At 39.5% G+C, this 18,338-nt stretch carries 16 protein-coding genes; 8 read left to right on the forward strand and 8 right to left on the reverse strand.

The annotated features are described in order from the left end of the window. The first annotated feature begins 11 nt into the window (after positions 1-11). The gene (locus I7X29_RS14005; RefSeq protein WP_225883776.1) at positions 12-425 is read left to right on the forward strand and encodes a hypothetical protein; all 414 of its coding nucleotides are present in this window, start codon (positions 12-14) and stop codon (positions 423-425) included. Between the two features lie 121 nt (positions 426-546). Beyond that, positions 547-1,791 (forward strand): ornithine--oxo-acid transaminase, encoded by a 1,245-nt coding sequence (rocD, locus tag I7X29_RS14010; protein WP_198475561.1) that lies wholly within the window; start codon positions 547-549, stop codon positions 1,789-1,791. An 81-nt stretch (positions 1,792-1,872) separates the two neighbouring features. Here rocD and I7X29_RS14015 read toward each other — a convergent pair whose 3' ends face one another. Then, complete coding sequence (locus I7X29_RS14015; protein ID WP_009413323.1) at positions 1,873-2,307, reverse strand: hypothetical protein; 435 nt, start codon at positions 2,305-2,307, stop codon at positions 1,873-1,875. A gap of 150 nt (positions 2,308-2,457) precedes the next feature. Between I7X29_RS14015 and I7X29_RS14020 the strand changes: the two genes are divergently transcribed. The 4 genes from I7X29_RS14020 to I7X29_RS14035 all read left to right on the forward strand — a co-directional run bounded on the left by I7X29_RS14020 (position 2,458) and on the right by I7X29_RS14035 (position 4,580). Further along, the gene (locus I7X29_RS14020) at positions 2,458-3,267 is read left to right on the forward strand and encodes an enoyl-ACP reductase FabI (RefSeq protein ID WP_198475563.1); all 810 of its coding nucleotides are present in this window, start codon (positions 2,458-2,460) and stop codon (positions 3,265-3,267) included. Beyond that, positions 3,267-3,476 carry a membrane protein insertion efficiency factor YidD gene (yidD, locus tag I7X29_RS14025; protein ID WP_002680684.1) on the forward strand — a complete coding sequence of 70 codons (210 nt, stop codon included), beginning with the start codon at positions 3,267-3,269 and terminating at the stop codon, positions 3,474-3,476. The genes I7X29_RS14020 and yidD overlap by 1 nt, the downstream gene beginning before the upstream one ends. Positions 3,477-3,577: 101 nt before the next feature. Further along, positions 3,578-4,156 carry a hypothetical protein gene (locus I7X29_RS14030; RefSeq protein ID WP_198475565.1) on the forward strand — a complete coding sequence of 193 codons (579 nt, stop codon included), beginning with the start codon at positions 3,578-3,580 and terminating at the stop codon, positions 4,154-4,156. Next, positions 4,125-4,580 carry an SMI1/KNR4 family protein gene (locus tag I7X29_RS14035; protein WP_198475567.1) on the forward strand — a complete coding sequence of 152 codons (456 nt, stop codon included), beginning with the start codon at positions 4,125-4,127 and terminating at the stop codon, positions 4,578-4,580. Before I7X29_RS14030 ends, I7X29_RS14035 begins: the two co-directional genes overlap by 32 nt. 163 nt (positions 4,581-4,743) lie before the next feature. Here I7X29_RS14035 and I7X29_RS14040 read toward each other — a convergent pair whose 3' ends face one another. From I7X29_RS14040 to sucC, 6 genes are all read right to left on the reverse strand, one after another. Next, positions 4,744-5,124, reverse strand: coding sequence for a type II toxin-antitoxin system HicB family antitoxin (locus I7X29_RS14040; protein ID WP_002680655.1), 381 nt, complete (start codon positions 5,122-5,124; stop codon positions 4,744-4,746). Between the two features lie 450 nt (positions 5,125-5,574). Beyond that, positions 5,575-6,456, reverse strand: a complete 882-nt coding sequence (locus I7X29_RS14045; protein WP_198475569.1) for a hypothetical protein — start codon at positions 6,454-6,456, stop codon at positions 5,575-5,577. A 448-nt stretch (positions 6,457-6,904) separates the two neighbouring features. Beyond that, positions 6,905-9,205 (reverse strand): 5-methyltetrahydropteroyltriglutamate--homocysteine S-methyltransferase, encoded by a 2,301-nt coding sequence (gene metE, locus I7X29_RS14050; protein ID WP_198475571.1) that lies wholly within the window; start codon positions 9,203-9,205, stop codon positions 6,905-6,907. Positions 9,206-9,297: 92 nt separating this feature from the next. Beyond that, positions 9,298-12,243, reverse strand: coding sequence for a TonB-dependent receptor (locus I7X29_RS14055; protein ID WP_198475573.1), 2,946 nt, complete (start codon positions 12,241-12,243; stop codon positions 9,298-9,300). A gap of 270 nt (positions 12,244-12,513) precedes the next feature. Beyond that, the gene (ggt, locus tag I7X29_RS14060) at positions 12,514-14,220 is read right to left on the reverse strand and encodes a gamma-glutamyltransferase (protein ID WP_198475575.1); all 1,707 of its coding nucleotides are present in this window, start codon (positions 14,218-14,220) and stop codon (positions 12,514-12,516) included. 125 nt (positions 14,221-14,345) lie between these two features. After that, the gene (gene sucC / locus I7X29_RS14065; RefSeq protein WP_198475577.1) at positions 14,346-15,539 is read right to left on the reverse strand and encodes an ADP-forming succinate--CoA ligase subunit beta; all 1,194 of its coding nucleotides are present in this window, start codon (positions 15,537-15,539) and stop codon (positions 14,346-14,348) included. A gap of 142 nt (positions 15,540-15,681) precedes the next feature. Between sucC and tsaD the strand changes: the two genes are divergently transcribed. Then, positions 15,682-16,698, forward strand: a complete 1,017-nt coding sequence (gene tsaD, locus I7X29_RS14070; protein WP_198475579.1) for a tRNA (adenosine(37)-N6)-threonylcarbamoyltransferase complex transferase subunit TsaD — start codon at positions 15,682-15,684, stop codon at positions 16,696-16,698. A 78-nt stretch (positions 16,699-16,776) separates the two neighbouring features. Continuing rightward, positions 16,777-17,559, forward strand: coding sequence for a class I SAM-dependent methyltransferase (locus tag I7X29_RS14075; RefSeq protein ID WP_198475581.1), 783 nt, complete (start codon positions 16,777-16,779; stop codon positions 17,557-17,559). Positions 17,560-17,651: 92 nt separating this feature from the next. On the opposite strand, the gene I7X29_RS14080 is transcribed toward I7X29_RS14075, so the two are convergent. After that, on the reverse strand, positions 17,652-18,296 hold the full coding sequence (locus I7X29_RS14080) for a hypothetical protein (protein ID WP_198475583.1): 645 nt from the start codon (positions 18,294-18,296) through the stop codon (positions 17,652-17,654). Between the last annotated feature and the right edge of the window lie 42 nt (positions 18,297-18,338).

Consider the following 18,338-nt stretch of genomic DNA (forward strand, 5'->3'; position numbering starts at 1 on the left):
ATATATTTTTTATGACAGGAACAGAATTACAACGATTACTCGATGCTCACTGTTTAGATATGAAAGCCAATATGCCTGGTTTTCTATTTTATGGAATCCTTAGCTGTAAGGATGGAACCATTTTATCTAAAGCTTCAGCTAATGAAGAATCTTCAAGAATTGTAGAACAAGGTTCTGCCTTTCACTTAACAATTGTGGATCAAGTGAAAAAAGTAATAAACACTAACAAAACTATGGAAGATTTAGCGTTAGATTACATTCTTATTGAGGCTAATAAAATAACCTATATGCTAATGATTTCAGCTTTAGGGAAGTTTTTCTCGATTACTGCCTTAGATAGATCAAAATCTAATGTAGGTATTTCAAGAGCTTTACTATATAAATGTAAAGCAGAATTTGGAACAATGTTAGACGACTTCTTTTAGAAACGAGCGCTAAAGTAAAGAACTTTATAACACAAATTTGGAATATCCCAAATTTGTGTTTTTTTTTGTTTTTACGAAAATATGTCGTATATTTGTCGTCTGAAAATAAAACGAAAGATATATGACATTACCAAAATTAACCTCAGAACAAGCAATGGCACTCGAAAACCAGTATGGTGCCCATAATTATCACCCACTACCCGTCGTACTCTGCAAAGGACAAGGCGTGTATGTGTGGGACGTAGAAGGCAAACGCTACTACGATTTTCTCTCTTCTTACTCTGCTGTAAACCAAGGGCATTGTCACCCACGCATCATCAAAGCACTTACTGAGCAAGCTCAAACCCTTACTCTTACTTCTCGCGCTTTCTACAACGATAAGCTCGGAGTGTACGAAAAGTACATCACCGAGTATTTTGGCTTCGAGAAAGTTCTACCAATGAACACAGGTGCTGAAGCTGTAGAAACAGCCATTAAAATATGTCGCAAATGGGCGTATGAACAAAAAGGAGTACCCGAAAGCGCCGCAATCATCATTGTGTGCCATCAAAACTTCCACGGGCGCACCACTACAGTAGTTTCTTTCTCATCCGATAAAAATGCACGTAAAAATTTCGGCCCCTATACACCTGGTTTTGTTTCTGTTCCTTACAACGATTTGGTAGCTTTAGAACAAGTGCTCGCCGATAATAAGGCTACAGTAGCAGGCTTTTTAGTAGAACCTATACAGGGTGAAGCAGGCGTATATGTCCCCTCCGATGGCTACTTGAGTGGAGCTAAAGCTCTATGCGAAAAGTATAACGCCCTCTTTATCGCCGATGAGGTACAAACAGGAGTAGCGCGTACTGGGAAGCGTTTGGCAGTAGATCACGAAAATGTAAAACCCGATATATTGGTATTAGGCAAAGCCCTTAGCGGGGGGGTATATCCTGTGAGTGCTGTTCTTGCCGATGACTGTATAATGCACGTAATCAAAGCAGGGCAACACGGTAGTACCTTTGGCGGTAACCCTTTGGCTGCTGCTGTAGCAATTGAAGCCTTACAAGTAGTAAAAGACGAGCATCTGGCTGAAAACGCTGCTCGATTGGGTGGAATTTTCCGCAAAGAAATAGGCGATTATATCAAAACCTCAAAAGTAGCTACCTTAGTACGTGGTAAAGGACTCTTAAATGCTGTGGTTATCAACGATACCGAAGAGAGCAATACTGCGTGGAATATCTGCTTAAAGATGCGCGATAATGGCTTGCTCGCCAAACCTACACACGGTAATATCATTAGGTTTGCCCCACCATTGGTGATGAATGAAACCGAATTAAAAGAATGTATTGCTATCATTACAGAGGCATTAAAACATTACGAACCATAAAAATATAATAAAAAAGTCTGAAAAATTGCTGTTCTTATAATGCATTTTTTCAGGCTTTCTTTTGTTGATATAGAGAGAACACTAAAAAAAATCATCTAACATTGTCCCAAACTCAGCTTTACATTTGTAGAGTAAGGCTCTCGAAATACCCATATTCGCCTTAGCTCTATCTAAAGCAGTAATAGAAAAGAATTTACCAAGAGCAGAAATCATCAGCATAAAAGTGATTTTACTCGTTTCAATAAGAATGTAATCAAGCTCTAAATTACCTAATTCTTTATTGCTTTCAACTACCATTTTTACTTGATTGACAATAGTGAGGTGAAAAGCAGAACCCTGTTCAATAATTCTCGAAGCTTCAGCATTAGCCGAGGCTCTGCTTAGAATGTAACCATCAGCACAGCTTAAAATTCCATAAAATAGGAACCCTGGCATATTAGCTTTCATATCTTGACAATGAGCATCAAGCATCAATTGTAGCTGAGAAGCTGTTAGTTTTTCATTTGTACTTGTCATAATTTGGTTTTTTTAAGTTTTTGTAGAGCAAAAGTAGAAAATAAAAATTAATAATCCTAATTTTTTAGATAGAAAAAATTTTTTCTTAAAAAATATTTTTTTGTACATTTGCACCACAGAAACAAATTTTACTTTATAAAAGAAAGAATTATGTACAATTTATTAAAAGGAAAAAGAGGCATCATCTTTGGTGCCTTAGACGAAAATTCTATCGCTTGGAAAACAGCAGAACGCGTACACGAAGAAGGCGGTAAGTTCGTGCTTACCAATGCTCCCGTGGCAATGCGTATGGGACAAATAAAAAATTTAGCCGAAAAAACTGGCTCTGAAATCATTCCTGCCGACGCTACCAATATGGACGACCTCCAAAACTTGGTGACTAAAGCAATGGAAATTTTAGGAGGCAAGTTGGATTTTGTACTACATTCCATCGGTATGTCGGTGAATGTGCGCAAAAATATCCCTTATACCGAGTCTAACTATATGAACACTGAAAAAGGTTGGGACGTTTCAGCACTTTCTTTTCACAAAGTATGTCAAGTGCTTTACAAGAATGATGCAATGAACGAGTGGGGTAGCATCGTTGCCCTTACTTATATGGCAGCACAACGCACCTTCCCCGATTACAACGATATGGCTGATAACAAAGCATACTTAGAGTCTATTGCGCGTAGTTTTGGCTATTTCTTTGGTAAAGATAAAAAAGTGCGTGTGAATACCATTTCACAATCACCTACTGCCACCACTGCAGGACAAGGTGTAAAAGGCTTTGATGGTTTTATTGCTTACGCCGATGCAATGTCGCCATTAGGCAATGCCACCGCTCAAGATTGTGCCGATTATACGGTATCTCTCTTCTCCGACCTTACTCGCAAAGTAACGATGCAAAATCTCTTCCACGACGGAGGTTTCTCTAATACAGGTGTAAGCCAAGAGGTAATTGAACGATTTGCTAAGTAATGAAATACCTTTTCATTTATTTAGTACGCTTTTATCAGGTAGCTATTTCACCTCTGAAACCGCCTACTTGTAGGTATACCCCCACCTGCTCTCAATACACTTTGGAAGCTCTGCAAAAATATGGCTTTTTCAAAGGAGGTTGGTTAGCTATCAAACGTATATGTAGTTGCCACCCTTGGGGAGGTAGTGGCTATGACCCTGTACCTTAACAAAAAAGCAAAGTGAAATTAAATTTTCACTTTGCTTTTTTTGTAAGTGATTATTTTGTACTTTTGTACTTGTAATTAGCATCATTAAATATCTAAACTTTATGAGAACCATTGCTTTTATTGTATTATCCTTACTGTTGTTTTCGTGTAAAACAGTACAGCGCCCTAAAATGACAGCTTTTATGGATGAAGCTGCTATTAAGACTCTTAATGAAGGAACTTATTATGTGTATTCTGAGCCTATGGAAAAGCAAGCACCCTTGTTCTTTCCGCTACTGCCTAAAGAATACCAAGAAACAGCGCTACCTTTAAGTAGGTTTAAACTGCAAGTAAAAGCCGATTCGCTGTACGTGAGTTACCAAAAGGTGAAGGATAGCACAACTACTGTTACGATGAGGGCTGGCTTCAAAGGCAAACAGAAAAAGAACTTTTGGCAGCGTTATAATAGGTTTAGAATCTATCCGTTTATTCCTATTTATTTAGGAGTGGATATCGATAGAATACGTATAGCTCCTGATAAAGACGGTAATTTATTAGTAGAAGTGTATAGAGACCTACAAGGCGCTGTATTTTTAATACAATTTTTCAACACTTATTACGATACTTTCGTATTTAAAAGAGAAGAACAAACTCAAAAACCTATATCTAATGAATTATCTAAAGAAACTACAACAAAGTGATGAATTTGAATACTGTGAAGGTGCTACTGCCGAAGAAATTCAAATTGTAGAAACATCTTTAGGGGTATTACTCCCTAAAGCGTATGTAAAGTTTTTGAGCGAATGTGGCTCTTGTAACTTTGGGGATACTTATATCAATGGAGTTTACAAAGAGGATGGAACATTATCATATCCTGTGGTAGAACTCACCAAACAGTTGAGAGAAGAACTCAACCTCCCCGATGATTTTATTGTACTCAATTACGAAATTGACGAGTATCTTATTCTGTACAAAGTCTCAAAAACAGATCGCCTCAACGATTCAAAAGTATATGGTGCTGAAATACATTGTAATAAAGACGGTAATTTTGAAATGAACAAACCTACACTTCTATTCAATTCTTTTGATGAATATTTTGAGGATTTCTTAGAATTAGCAGACTAATTACTATGTAAAAATAAGCCTTTAAAATGTTGTAAAATCACTTATTTCTACAAAAATGTAAAAATAAGCTATTGTTACTATGTTTATTTTTACTATTTTTCTTTCCAAAAAAATGAAATACTTTATAAAAAAGAGCAAAGCGACTTAACACTTTGCTCTTTTTCTATAATTGTATACTAAGCAATTCTGCACCGAGTTTATGCAACCCTTCTTGTATTTTTTGACGTTGAGCTGTACGAGGTTTTTTAAGCCCCACAGCGTATTGGTGTATCAATTTCTGATTGATACCTGTGAGTCGTTCAAAGGCAGGGTTGCTTATTATCCCTTTAAAATATTGTAACAGACTTTCAGTGTCATATTTGTAGGTAAGTTGGTAATTGTTATAAGGAAAATTACCGAGTTCTTTTTGCAGAGCAATAGCCTCAAAGATACCGTTTTTAGCCTCTTGAACAGTTTCACCTCCTGCACTTATACCTTCTACATTTTCAGCATAAGCCCAATAAAAATCGTTACTACGTTCTATAATGATAGTAATGTTTTTCATATTATATAATGTTTTAAACTTTCCAAAGGTATATATTTATATACTCATATCCAAATTTTTGATGAAAATATTTTATAAAAAAGAGCAAAGCGACTTAACGCTTTGCTCTTTTTGTACCTTAAATAATGTAAGTTTGGTATAAGTAATTGTTTAAAAATCAGCGAAATATTCTAAGTCTTCCACGAATTTTACGAATTTTCACCTGACAGTGAATTATTTTAATGTGTGTTCGATATAAGAAATATCTATTTAATTATTTACTAATCAAATAGATAAACAAGTTTGCTGTTTTTGGCAAGCTGGTGCTGCTGGATTTACAGGGATTATGATGCAAATATAATTTATTCTGTTATATCAATAATGTGAGCTACAAGCTATTTAAGTAGGCACGAGCTACAAGAAATGCGCCAGTGGGGATATTTTTTTATAATTTTACTATTAGATGATTTATTACTTCCAATCTATTACGAGGTCTGAAAGCTCAAGACTCGCAAACTCATCAGACCAACTATCAGCTGGTCCAAATCCTACTCTTGCTGCTGCAAATTTCAATCCTTTAACACTTGGAAGTATCTGTTTAAATACTATATAGGACTTTACAGGTACTTCTGTAGGAATTGTATTACAGCTAAAATCACCACTTTTTGCATTACCTACAGCAACTGCTTTAGAATAGTACTCATTACCTTCATAATCAAAAGCATTTATTCTGCTATTATCAAGACATACCTTTTGATGTACTAATTTATGAGAAATCAAGAGATTTACAGTTACGGTTTGAGCTTTTTTATCACCTACTACCGAAAGAATTTTTACCTCAATATTAGGTGAAAAGCTTTTTACCTTCCCATTGCCATCGCCTTGACCACTAGCTGCATTTGCAAAGATTTTATCAGCAGTAGTTTGAAAGTCTTGGGCTTGTGATTTGATTTCACCATTTTGTAAAGCCTTATCAAAGAAAGCTCTTATCTCTTTCTTATCATCTAATTTTAGAACTACCAACTTATTATTGTCTATACCATTGGCAAAATATTTAATAGTAGCCTTATTACCTAAAGCTGAAAGTTGTTCTTTAGTAGCATTGTCCGAACTTTTCTTTTCAACAGAACCTCCTGTGAACATAGAAATATAGTCACCAGTGGTTATAATATCATTGATAAAGATATTTTCGTACTGAGTACCTTTTGCAGGTACTCCAAAAACTAATGTTTCACCTTTTTTATAGGTGTGGTTATCTACAGCAGTATACTCTTTTCTGGAGTTTTTAGCTTGAGCTACTGCAAAACTGAGATTTAGTACTAAAAGTGCTACTAAAATAATGCTTCTTTTCATTTGTTTGTTAATTTTTTGGATTACTATACCTACTCTGTTCAGGCTTTTCGGTTACCGCCTTTTAGGTAGGTTTCGTTACATTTAAGCAATAAAAAAACGTGGAAACATTCCTTATTGCTCAATTTCTGAAGCCCGACCAAAGGCTATGTTACAAAGCAAAAGGAATGCCCACGTAACCGCAGGCATTTCCACTTTCACTTTCCTTGTAACATTGAAAAATTGGTCGTTTTCAGAAATTAGGAAACTGTAAAGCGAAACGCTATATGTTATTTTATAATACTGTTTTAAAAACTATACAAGTTAGTACTTCTTATAATAGCTATTTTGGTTTGATGAGGCAAATGTATAAAAAAGTTTTATTTCTACAAAGCAAAAGAACAATTTTAACACAAAAAAGCAATGTGCATTTTCTCGCACATTGCTTTTTTTATTAATTACTTCTTATTTCTTATTTGTAAAGATTGCGAAGTTCTTTGGCGGTATCCACCATTGCGTGGAGAGCTGCTTTGGTTTCTGGCCAGTGGCGCGTTTTGAGTCCGCAGTCAGGGTTTACCCAAAGTTGCTCTTTTGGCACTACCGAAATGGCTTTCTTCATCAAGTTAGTCATTTCTTCTTGTGAAGGTACACGTGGTGAGTGAATATCGTATACCCCAGGTCCTATTTCGTTAGGATATTTGAAGTCACCAAATACATCGAGGAGTTCCATTTGTGAACGTGAGCACTCTATGGTAATCACATCGGCGTCCATATCGGCGATAGCTTCAATCATATCGTTGAACTCAGAATAGCACATATGGGTATGGATTTGAGTTTCGTCTTTCACACCTGAGGCTGAAATGCGGAACGCTTTGATTGCCCAATCGAAGTAGGCTTTCCACTCGCTCTTGCGCAATGGCAAACCTTCGCGGATAGCTGGTTCGTCAATCTGAATAACTTTGATGCCTGCTTTTTCGAGGTCTACTACTTCATCGCGGATTGCTAACGCTATTTGCAAACAAGTTTCAGAACGCGGTTGGTCATCGCGTACAAACGACCATTGCAAGATAGTTACAGGGCCTGTAAGCATACCTTTTACGGGCAATTTAGTAAGCGATTGTGCGTATTTGCTCCAGCGTACAGTCATTGGTTCTGGACGTGAAATATCACCAAAGATAATCGGTGGTTTTACGCAACGTGAACCGTAGCTTTGTACCCAACCGAATTTGGTGAAGGTGTATCCTTTGAGCAATTCGCCAAAGTATTCCACCATATCATTGCGCTCAAATTCGCCGTGTACGAGTACATCGATATTGGTATCTTCTTGAAAACGGATAGACTCTTCAATTTCTTTTTCCAATAACTTGTCGTATTCGGCTTGAGTGAGTTCTCCTTTTTTGAAGCGAGCACGCCAGCTGCGTACCTCGTCGGTTTGAGGGAATGAGCCAATAGTAGTTGTAGGGAAAAGAGGTAAGTTTAACGCTTTGTGTTGTGCTACTTTACGCTCGTTGAACGGACTGTGGCGCACATCGTCTTTGGCAGTAATGTTGTTCACGCGCTCTTTCACTTTGTTGTCGTGGATAAGCGGTGAGGTTTTACGTGTTTCAGCTGCTTTTTTGTTTTCTTCAAAAACGGCTTTTACCTCAGGAGTTATGTGACCTGTAGCAAGGGCTTGCAAAGTAGTTACTTCTTTTACTTTTTGTTTAGCAAAAGCCAACCATTGTTTGATTTCAGGGGTAAGCACTTTCTCGTTGTTTTCGAGTTCGAGGTTGCAAGGAGAGTGCAATAATGAGCAAGAAGTAGCTATCAATAGGCGGTCGGCACCGATAGCTTCTTTGGCTTTCTCAATCAATGCTAATGAATGTTCGAAGTTATTCTTCCAAATATTACGTCCGTCTACTACCCCAAGTGATAGTTTTTTATCAGCAGGAAGTGCTTTGAGCACTTTGTCAAGCTGAGCTGCGGCGCGCACTAAATCGATGTGCAATACATTGAAAGGCAATGACACAGCCAATTCGGTATTGTTATCCAAAGCTCCGAAGTAGGTAGTGAGGATAAATTCGGTAGTAGGGAATTTGCTTCTTAGTTCGGTATATACTTTTTTGTATACATCGGCAGCACCTTTAGGAAGGTCGAGAACTAAGTAAGGCTCGTCTATTTGAATAGTTTTAGCACCTGCATCTACTAAACTTCGTACGATTTGTACATACACAGGTAATAGACGCTCAGCCAAGTCTAAACGGTGGAACCCTTGTTCTTTTTCTTTACCGAGAAGCAAGTAAGTTACCAAGCCGATAAGTACAGGTTTAGTGTCGAAACCGTGTTTTTTAGCCAAGTTGTACTCTTGCAAAGGTTTGTTTACAAGAATTTTGAAAGATTGGTCTTTAGTAAATTCGGGTACGATATAGTGGTAATTGGTATCAAACCATTTGGTCATTTCCATAGCGGTAATATCGATACCATTTTTTTGATAGCCACGTGCTAAAGCGTAATAACGCTCCAAATTACTCAACTGATGAATAGGAGTAAAACGCTCAGGAATAGCGCTTACCGTGAACGAAAAGTCAAGCATTTGGTCATAGAGAGAAAAGTCGTTAGAAGGAATCAAATCTACTCCTGCTTCTCTTTGTAGTGTCCAGTTGTGAACACGAATATTTTCAGCTACTGCTAAGAGTTCTTCTTCTGATATTTTACCAGCCCAGAAGGACTCATTAGCTTTTTTAAGTTCTCGTTTTTCACCGATACGAGGATAACCTAATACGTTTGATTTCATATAAAATTCTTATTTAAAGTGCAAAACTACAATATTTTATCAATCTACCAAAATAATGTATTAAAAAATATTTTGGTGTTTTTATAAGTTTATTAAAACAGTTTAAAGCTCGCTCTTGCAAACACATAACGCCCGTTGAGCCCGAATTGAGAAGTGGCGCGTGAATACACAAATTGATCGTTGTTGTTATTCACTTTTACGTTCTTTTCGGGGTAAAGATCGAAAAGGTTGTTTACGCCTAAAGTGAGGGTAGCTTTTTCGCTGAAATTATAAGCAATAGAAAGGTCGGTAATGAGTTTGCCACGTATCACTTGATGACCATAGCTATCGAACTCAAAGTCCCCTATTTGGTCGGCAGTTCTGATGATATCAGGACCTGTGGTTTTGCCGTAATAGGTGTTGCGCAAATAAGCGTTCCATTTGCCTATACTGAGGTTGTGAGAAAGGGTTGCTTTGAATCGTGGAACGGCTTCTTCTAAATAAATACGAGCTCTTTCGGAGAAGAATTTACTCTCTAAACCTGCATTTTTTATTGCTTCGGGGGTGTGAATAGCTCCTACTTTGCGCGTTTGGGTGAGATTGAGACCAAAATCGTTGTTGATACCCCATTTATTTCCTTGATAATGGTGCGCTATTACAACATCTATCCCTTTGGTTTCGGCATCAACGCCATTGGCGAAGAACTGTACGCTGTTCACATTAGCAGTATCGAATATTTGTTTGAGCTCGTTTTCGGCAGGTGAAGAACCTGTTGGCTTGCTAAAAGTTTCGGTGAGGATGATGCGATTGTCTACACGGATGAAGTAGGCATCGGCACTGAGAGAAATACCTGCTTTGGGCAAGTTTAGAGCGAACCCTGCACTCACTGATTTAGATTGTTCTTCTTTGAGTTTTTCGATGCCAAAGAGTTCAGCCGCTTTAGAAATATTGTTGAACGTACCTGTTTCTTGCAAATTTCCGTTGAGGTAGAGGGTGCCTATATTGGTGTAATACAATTGGTGGATAGAGGGGGCGCGGAATCCTGTAGAGGCAGCAGCGCGCAAATTTACATTGGGGAGGAGCTTCACGCGAGTTGCTAATTTGTAGTTGAAAGTATCGCCAAAATCGGAATAGTTTTCATAGCGCAAGGCGGCATTGGCTAAGAGCCAACGAGTGATGTCGGTTTCAAATTCGGAATAACCCGCCCATACATTGCGCGTTTTGGTGAGGGCACTCTCCTCACGCAAACCACTGAATACCTGTGCACCACCAGGGAGGTAAGCCCCAAAGAAGTCAGTAGGTTTTTGGTTATTAGGGGTATTGCCGTCCTGCACTCTGCCCAAAAGGTCATAAGTAGCATAAGAACTTTCATCACCTGCTACAATGCTATAAGCTTCGTGGCGTTGCTCGGCGCCCAATGAGAGGTTGGCTTTCTCGAAGAGGTTGAGAGCTCTGGAAAAATCGAGGTTAAGAGTGTTTTGCAAGAAGTGCAATTTGCCAGCATCAAAAGAAGAAGGAGAGGCAAAACGCAAACTGGTGTTGCCCGTATGCTTGATAGTATAGGCAAACTCATTGCGCCCGAAAGTATTGCTGACATCAATATGCCACGCTCCTGCTTCGCCTTTAAAACCTGCTGAGATAGAACTATCTTGGATATCAGTAGTTATCCAAGGCAGATAGCCGTTAGGATGTAACCCTGTGAAGGTGCGCGCTTGATTAGGTCGCCTAAAGAAACCACCAGCCTCACCATAACGATAACTCTGTCCGCCAAAAGCATAGAATTTCCAGCTATCGGAAATAGGAAGTTCGGTATTGAGGAAGTATTGCGTACCGCGTAGGCGCGATTGCCCCACGTGCATATTGAAGTCTTTACGCGTTAGCTGACGATAAGCGAGTTCATCATCGGTAACATCTTTACTCAGAATACTGCGCAGGCTGGTGAGCGAAGTAGCATTTTGGATTTGTGATAAGAAGGAACTGTTGAAATAGCTAACCTCACCAGCGTAGTTTTTGATGAGCCCTAAGAGTTGAGGGTCGGCATTTACATTGCTATTGCTAAAATAGTTAGACAGATTATCGCCTGCTTCTAAAGCGCGCTGTTCAATTGCGTTATAGGCGTTGAAGATAGTGCCATCAAAAGTACCTGCTCTAAAAGTAGGGTTGCGGAATTGCGCTGAGAAAGTGAGGTTGATAAAGCCGCCTTTTTTACCGAGTTCAGTGCCATAATTGAGGTCTAATTGTCCTTGTTCGCCGTCGTAATCACCGCGATGATCATTGGCTTTTGGGGTTATGTTAGCCCCGTAACTCACTTGGGCAGAGAGTCCTTTTTCTTTTTTGAGGTTGAGATTGAGTACGCCTGCAATGGCATCTGATCCGTATTGAGCAGAAGCTCCATCGCGCAAGATTTCAATTTTGGAAAGTGCAAAAGAGGGAATTGCATTAAGGTCGGTGCCAACGGTACCACGACCAGGTGCGCCATTTACATTGATAAAGGCAGAAGTGTGTCGCCTTTTGCCGTTGAGAAGTACTAAGGTTTGATCGGGACCTAAACCGCGTAGTTGAGCGGGGTCTAAGTGGTCGGTGCCATCGGTTACCACTTGAGGTGTAGAGGTGAAGGAAGGCGCTATACTATTGAGTATCTGATTAATATTCACTTGCGGTTGTGTTTTTACGGTTTTCACTACATCAAACACATCCACCGGCACAGGACTATCTACTTTTGTGCGTCCACCAGCACGTGACCCAACGATGAGCACCTCGTCAAGTGCTTCAGCATCACTTTCTAAGAGAATGTTTAAAGTAGTGTGTTTGCCTACTTTCACTTCTTTGGTTTTAAAACCTATATACGAAAATACAAGTACATCGTTTTCGGAGACTTGTAGACTAAACTGTCCGTTTTCATCAGTATTAGTACCTTTTGGGGTATTTTTTACAACGATGCTCACCCCTATTAGAGGTTCTTTTTGGTTATCGGTTACGATACCTTTAACGGTTTGAGCCGAAGCAACGGCTGAAAACAGAAAGACTAAAAATACTAAAAAGCGGGTTTTCTTTCTCATCACTAAATTATTTTTAAAAAGGTTATTACTAAGGGGAAATAAAAAAGGAATGCAATGTAACATCATTGCATTCCTTTTTATATAGGGTAAAGTAAAGAAACAACGATGCCTTCCTATGGGGAAACCATAGAACAAAGCATCATCATATTTTTACTTGTGAAAGTCATATTATGTGTTATGTGTTAAATTCGGGGGCAAAGTTAGTGATTTTTTCTGAACTACCAAAAATTTTAAGTATTTTTTTTTAATACAACCACTAATTGTTAACTACTAATACCCTACGGCAGTATCATCACCACGAGGGTCGGCACCACCTTCTAAACTACCATCGGGCTGTACTAAAATAGCATCTACTTTACCAATGATAACAAAGTTTTCTTCACGAGGTTTATAGCCTTTAGCTTTGAGTTTGGCAATGACCTCAGGAGCAAAACCGTTGGGTTCATACATCACATCATCGGGTAGCCATTGGTGGTGGAAACGCGGTTTACTCACCGATTCTTGCATCGTCATACCGTATTCGGCTACGTTGAGAAAACACTGTAATACTGAGGTGATAATCGTTGAACCCCCAGGGGTGCCTATCACCATAAAGAGCTTACCTCCTTTTTCTATAATAGTAGGGCTCATAGAGCTGAGCATACGTTTATTAGGAGCAATGGCATTCTTTTCAGAACCTACTAAACCATAAGTGTTTGGTTCACCAGGTTTGATGCTAAAATCGTCCATTTGGTTGTTGAGGAAGAAACCGCCTCCTTTCACATATACCTTACTACCATAATTGGTGTTGAGGGTAGTAGTAACCGCTACGGCATTGCCAAAACGGTCTACAATGGAGTAATGAGTCGTTTCATCACTTTCGTAACCTGCAATTTTTCCGTGTGCTATTTCAGAAGATTTGCTCGCTTTATCCCACGAAAAACTACTCATACGTTCTTTGAGATAATCGGGAGAGAGAAGTATTTCGGTAGGGACTTTCACAAAGTCGGGGTCGCCCATATAGTAAGCCCTATCGGCATAAGCACGGCGTTCGGCTTCTACTAATAACTGAATGTATTGCTCGCCGTTATGAGGATACTGACCTATATTATAAGGTTCTACACTTTTAAGAATCTGTGCCAAGCAAATTCCTCCACTTGAAGGCAGAGGCATAGAATTGACGGTATAATCTTTATAAGTGAAAGTAACGGGTTTACGCCATTGAGGTTCGTAGTTTTTGAGGTCGTCTAAGGAGAGGATACCACCGAGTTCTTGCACGTAGGCAACAATACGTTTGGCAGTTTCACCTTCGTAGAATTCAGCTCTACCATTATCGCGTATACGCTCTAAGGTTTTAGCAAACTCCTCATATTTAAAGCGCTCACCTGCTTTCCAACCATTTTCAAAAGGAGTAACATAGTTATTCGCTTGCTTGATGAGGTCAACATTTTTGTTCATATAAGAATCAGCCTGCAGTTTGGTGATGATCACCCCATTGCGCGCCAAGTCGATAGCAGGCTGGATGAGTTCGGCAAAAGGGAGAGAGCCAAACTTTTGATGTACAGCAAAGAGCCCTGCAATAGTGCCAGGTACACCTACAGCCAAAGCACCCAGTGTACTCTTATTGGCAATTACGTTGCCATCTTTGTCTAAATACATATCGCGATGCGCTTTAGCAGGTGCTTTTTCGCGGTAATCTAAAGCTCCTTTTTCACCATTAGCTAAACGGTATACCATAAAGCCTCCACCCCCTATGTTACCTGCATTGGGGTAAGCTACTGCTAAGGCAAGTTCGGTAGCCACCATCGCATCGAAGGCGTTACCTCCTTTTTTGAGGATAGCAAGACCTATTTGTGAGGCTTCTTCTTTGGCACTCACCACCATAGCGTGTGCGGCTACTACCCCTTTTTCGGGAGAAGATTGTTTTTCAGTAGGAGTATTGCGGCAACACACCAATAAAGCAATTGCCGTTAGTATAGAGAAGATTTTTTTGAGCATAAGTTTTTTGTTTTTAGGGATGAGAAAAAAGCGTCAGAATTATCATAATAGGCTTTGTCAAAGTCCTTGGACTTTGACAAAGCTTTGGATACAAATCTGACACTTGTTATCTAATTATCTAAATTCTAAGCAAGTACCGCTTTTACTTTATCGGCAGCTTCTTGGAAGAGGATTGCTGAGTGAACGGCTAAGCCTGAATTGTCTAATATTTCTTTAGCAAGCTCGGCATTCGTACCTTGCAAACGTACAATGATAGGCACTTTGATAGCATCGCCCATATTTTGATAGGCATCTACCACGCCTTGTGCTACGCGGTCGCAACGCACAATACCACCAAAAATATTGATGAGGATAGCCTTTACATTAGGGTCTTTGAGGATAATGCGGAAAGCAGCTTCTACACGTTTGGCATCGGCGGTACCTCCTACATCAAGAAAGTTAGCAGGTGAACCACCCGCTTGCTTGATCAAGTCCATCGTAGCCATTGCGAGTCCGGCACCGTTTACCATACAGCCCACGTTACCATCGAGAGCAACATAGTTGAGTCCTACAGCTTTAGCTTCTACTTCTATTGGGTTTTCTTCACGTGTATCGCGATAAGCTGCATACTCAGGGTGGCGGAAAAGTGCATTGTCATCAAGAGTTACTTTGGCATCTACTGCCATTATTTTATTGTCAGAAGTTTTTAGAACAGGGTTGATTTCAAACAAGCTGGCATCAGAAGATACATAAGCATTGTAGAGTGCTGTTACAAACTTTACCATTTCTTTTTGAGCGTCACCGGTAACTCCTAAGTTGAAAGCTATCTGGCGAGCTTGGAAAGGCAAGAGCCCTACAGCAGGGTCGATTTCTTCGGTGAAGATAAGATGAGGTGTTTTTTCGGCTACAGCCTCAATATCCATTCCTCCTTCGGTAGAATACATAATCATATTTTTACCTTTGGCACGGTTCAATAGTACCGACATATAGAACTCTTTAGGCTCGCTTTCACCAGGGTAATATACATCTTCCGCGATGAGTACTTGATGTACCTTTTTTCCTGAAGGTGGTGTTTGAGGGGTAACGAGTTGCATACCTATAATTTGAGAAGCGATAGGCTCTACTTGGTCTAAACCTTTGGCTAACTTAATGCCGCCGCCTTTACCGCGCCCTCCGGCGTGCACTTGTGCTTTTACCACATACCACTGAGTATTAGTGGCTTCGGTGAGTTGTTTGGCAGCCTCTACGGCTTCAGTGGGGGTGTGAGCAACGATGCCACGTTGTACGCGCACCCCAAAACTCGAAAGGATTTCCTTTCCTTGGTATTCGTGTAAGTTCATACGAGATTGATTTGGTAACTATTCGGCAAAGATACGAAACAATTTATTAATTAGCAAAAAAAATAATTAATAATACTTCTAAAAAATGCTAATTTGTTAATTGACAAATAATCCTTACTTTTGCGCTCTAAACTGAAAAAGAATGAAAAATACCTATATATTAGCTATAGAATCTTCTTGCGATGATACTTCAGCTTCAGTGCTTTGCAATGATAAAGTGCTTTCTAATGAGGTGGCAAATCAAGAGGTTCATAAACAATACGGCGGGGTAGTGCCCGAATTGGCTTCACGCGCTCACTTGCAAAACATAGTACCCGTAGTGGCTCAAGCACTCAAAAAAGCAGGAATAACCAAAGAAGAACTTTCGGCTATTGCCTTTACCAGAGGGCCAGGCTTAATGGGGTCGTTGCTCGTGGGGACTTCATTTGCAAAATCGCTGGCAATGGGGCTGAATATCCCACTCATTGAGGTGAACCATATGCAAGCACATATTTTGGCACATTTTATAGATGAAGGACAGCCGAAACCCGAGTTCCCTTTTCTCGCAATGACTATCAGCGGGGGGCATACCCAAATTGTGAAGGTAAACAGTTTTTTTGATATGGAGGTGCTGGGCGAAACTCTTGACGATGCAGTAGGGGAGGCGTTCGACAAGACCGCTAAAATATTAGGACTTCCTTACCCAGGAGGTCCTCTCATCGATAAATATGCCCAAGAGGGCAATCCTAAAGCCTTTACCTTCTCCAAACCTAAAATATCTGGCCTCAACTTCAGTTTTTCAGGGCTTAAAACGGGCATTCTCTATTTTGTACAGAAAAATACTGAAGAAAATCCTAATTTCATAACTGAACATTTAGCCGACATCTGTGCCTCGGTGCAACACACAATTGTGGAAATACTGATGAATAAACTCAAAAAAGCTGTAAAAGAAACAGGTATCAAGCAAGTGGCTATTGGGGGAGGGGTATCGGCTAATTCGGGTATTCGCAATGCTCTCACAGCTTTAGGACAGCAATACGGTTGGCAAACCTTTGTGCCTAAATTTCAGTATTGTACCGATAATGCAGCGATGATAGGTATCGTAGGTTATCACAAGTTTTTGGAAGGAAATTTTGTAGCACAAGAAGTAACTGCCCAAGCGCGACTTTCTTTTAATTAACAGATTTGTTAATTTATTTTGAAACATTCAAAATAAATTCGTACTTTTGTCTCCTAAATTATAAAAACCATTGAAACGATGAAGACAGAAACATCATTAAATGAAAAACAAGGGCACTGGATTCTCGCCAAGCTCGGCAAGAAAGTGTTGCGCCCAGGAGGAAGAGTACTCAGCGAATGGTTAGTGAAAAACTTAGAGATTACCTCCAAAGATGATATTGTAGAGTTTGCCCCAGGCTTAGGATTTACGGCTAATATAGCCTGTTCTTACAAGCCTTTCAGCTATACGGGAGTAGATATGAATGAGGCAGCCGCTACTTTGGCTAAAAAGAATATTCACTATGAAAATGCGCGTGTGATTGTAGCTGATGCCGCAGCTTCTACACTTCCCGATGCTTTTGCTAATAAAGTGTATGGAGAGGCAATGCTCACTATGCAACCTCTTGAACACAAAAAAGCTATTATTGCGGAGGCTTTTAGGATACTCAAACCAGGAGGTTATTATGCTATTCACGAATTAGGCTTACAGCCAGACAATGTGAGCGACGAGGTGAAAAACGATGTTTTTAAAGAACTAAGTGCCAATATACGTGTACACGCACGCCCTATGACCTCCAGTGAGTGGAAAGCTCTTTTTGAAGAGCAAGGTTTTAAGGTGGTGAAAGAACAGCACAACGCAATGCTCCTACTTGAAAACAAGCGTGTATGGCAAGATGAAGGGATATTTCGCACACTTAAATTCTTCTTCAATCTCTTTACCCACCCCGATTTGCGCAAACGCGTGATGAATATGAAGAAAACGTTTAGAAAACACCAAAAGAACTTAGATGCTATTGCTCTTGTTGCTCAAAAACCCCTTTAAACGATTTTACAAAAAAGCTCATATCTTTATAGGAAATTCCCTATAAAAATATGAGCTAAAAAAAGTAACAAATAAAAATAATTTTCTTCGCTTTATTGATCTTTTACAATTACGAGTTGTGCTTTTGAGCCTGTTGCTAAATCCCAACGGTTGCGTATAATGGTGTTGCCTTTGTCGTCTAGCACCATAAACTCGGCGGTATTAGGTCCTGATTCACCTTGGTTGAGCGCCAAAAACTCTACTTTGTTGAAGCCAGGTTTCAATTCTACTTTAAAACCTCTGAACTCTCCAAGGAGAAAAATATCGCGAACTTCTTCTACTCCATTCACATATAAACTCACTCGATCGCCATCAATAGCTGCGAAGTCGCGACAATATACATTTACAAACTTTCCATTATTGGTGAAGTCGCCAAAGAATTGGTCGCCTTTTGGAGCTTCGTAATCTTCCCGTTTATGGTCGTTGAGTACCTCATAATTAGGTTTGAACTCTATTTTACGCTGTACCAAATTACTCTTTCCCGTAAAATCAATGCTCTTTTCAGGCATCTTCATCCAGGGGTTATTCTCTTTTTTAGGAGCTACCCGCAGATTGATAGGCGTTCCCTTATACTCTAACTCAGGTGATTTCTCTAACGGAATGACAACCTTATTATCTTTCTTTTGTATTTCAAAAGGTTGAGCCTGAGCAGCTAAGCATCCTAATAAAAGTGATATGTACAAGCATAAATATTTCATAATGTTTGAGCATTTACTTTTTTATAGCGATAACTATGCCAA

The organism is Capnocytophaga periodontitidis, assembly GCF_016126015.1.
GTDB lineage: Bacteria > Bacteroidota > Bacteroidia > Flavobacteriales > Flavobacteriaceae > Capnocytophaga > Capnocytophaga periodontitidis.

Bases quoted from the DNA above. Each gene is read 5' to 3' on its own strand.
- I7X29_RS14005 (WP_225883776.1), top strand. From the start codon at position 12: ATGACAGGAACAGAATTACAACGATTACTCGATGCTCACTGTTTAGAT.
- rocD (WP_198475561.1), top strand. From the start codon at position 547: ATGACATTACCAAAATTAACCTCAGAACAAGCAATGGCACTCGAAAAC.
- I7X29_RS14015 (WP_009413323.1), bottom strand. From the start codon at position 2,307: ATGACAAGTACAAATGAAAAACTAACAGCTTCTCAGCTACAATTGATG.
- I7X29_RS14020 (WP_198475563.1), top strand. From the start codon at position 2,458: ATGTACAATTTATTAAAAGGAAAAAGAGGCATCATCTTTGGTGCCTTA.
- yidD (WP_002680684.1), top strand. From the start codon at position 3,267: ATGAAATACCTTTTCATTTATTTAGTACGCTTTTATCAGGTAGCTATT.
- I7X29_RS14030 (WP_198475565.1), top strand. From the start codon at position 3,578: ATGAGAACCATTGCTTTTATTGTATTATCCTTACTGTTGTTTTCGTGT.
- I7X29_RS14035 (WP_198475567.1), top strand. From the start codon at position 4,125: ATGAATTATCTAAAGAAACTACAACAAAGTGATGAATTTGAATACTGT.
- I7X29_RS14040 (WP_002680655.1), bottom strand. From the start codon at position 5,124: ATGAAAAACATTACTATCATTATAGAACGTAGTAACGATTTTTATTGG.
- I7X29_RS14045 (WP_198475569.1), bottom strand. From the start codon at position 6,456: ATGAAAAGAAGCATTATTTTAGTAGCACTTTTAGTACTAAATCTCAGT.
- metE (WP_198475571.1), bottom strand. From the start codon at position 9,205: ATGAAATCAAACGTATTAGGTTATCCTCGTATCGGTGAAAAACGAGAA.
- I7X29_RS14055 (WP_198475573.1), bottom strand. From the start codon at position 12,243: ATGAGAAAGAAAACCCGCTTTTTAGTATTTTTAGTCTTTCTGTTTTCA.
- ggt (WP_198475575.1), bottom strand. From the start codon at position 14,220: ATGCTCAAAAAAATCTTCTCTATACTAACGGCAATTGCTTTATTGGTG.
- sucC (WP_198475577.1), bottom strand. From the start codon at position 15,539: ATGAACTTACACGAATACCAAGGAAAGGAAATCCTTTCGAGTTTTGGG.
- tsaD (WP_198475579.1), top strand. From the start codon at position 15,682: ATGAAAAATACCTATATATTAGCTATAGAATCTTCTTGCGATGATACT.
- I7X29_RS14075 (WP_198475581.1), top strand. From the start codon at position 16,777: ATGAAGACAGAAACATCATTAAATGAAAAACAAGGGCACTGGATTCTC.
- I7X29_RS14080 (WP_198475583.1), bottom strand. From the start codon at position 18,296: ATGAAATATTTATGCTTGTACATATCACTTTTATTAGGATGCTTAGCT.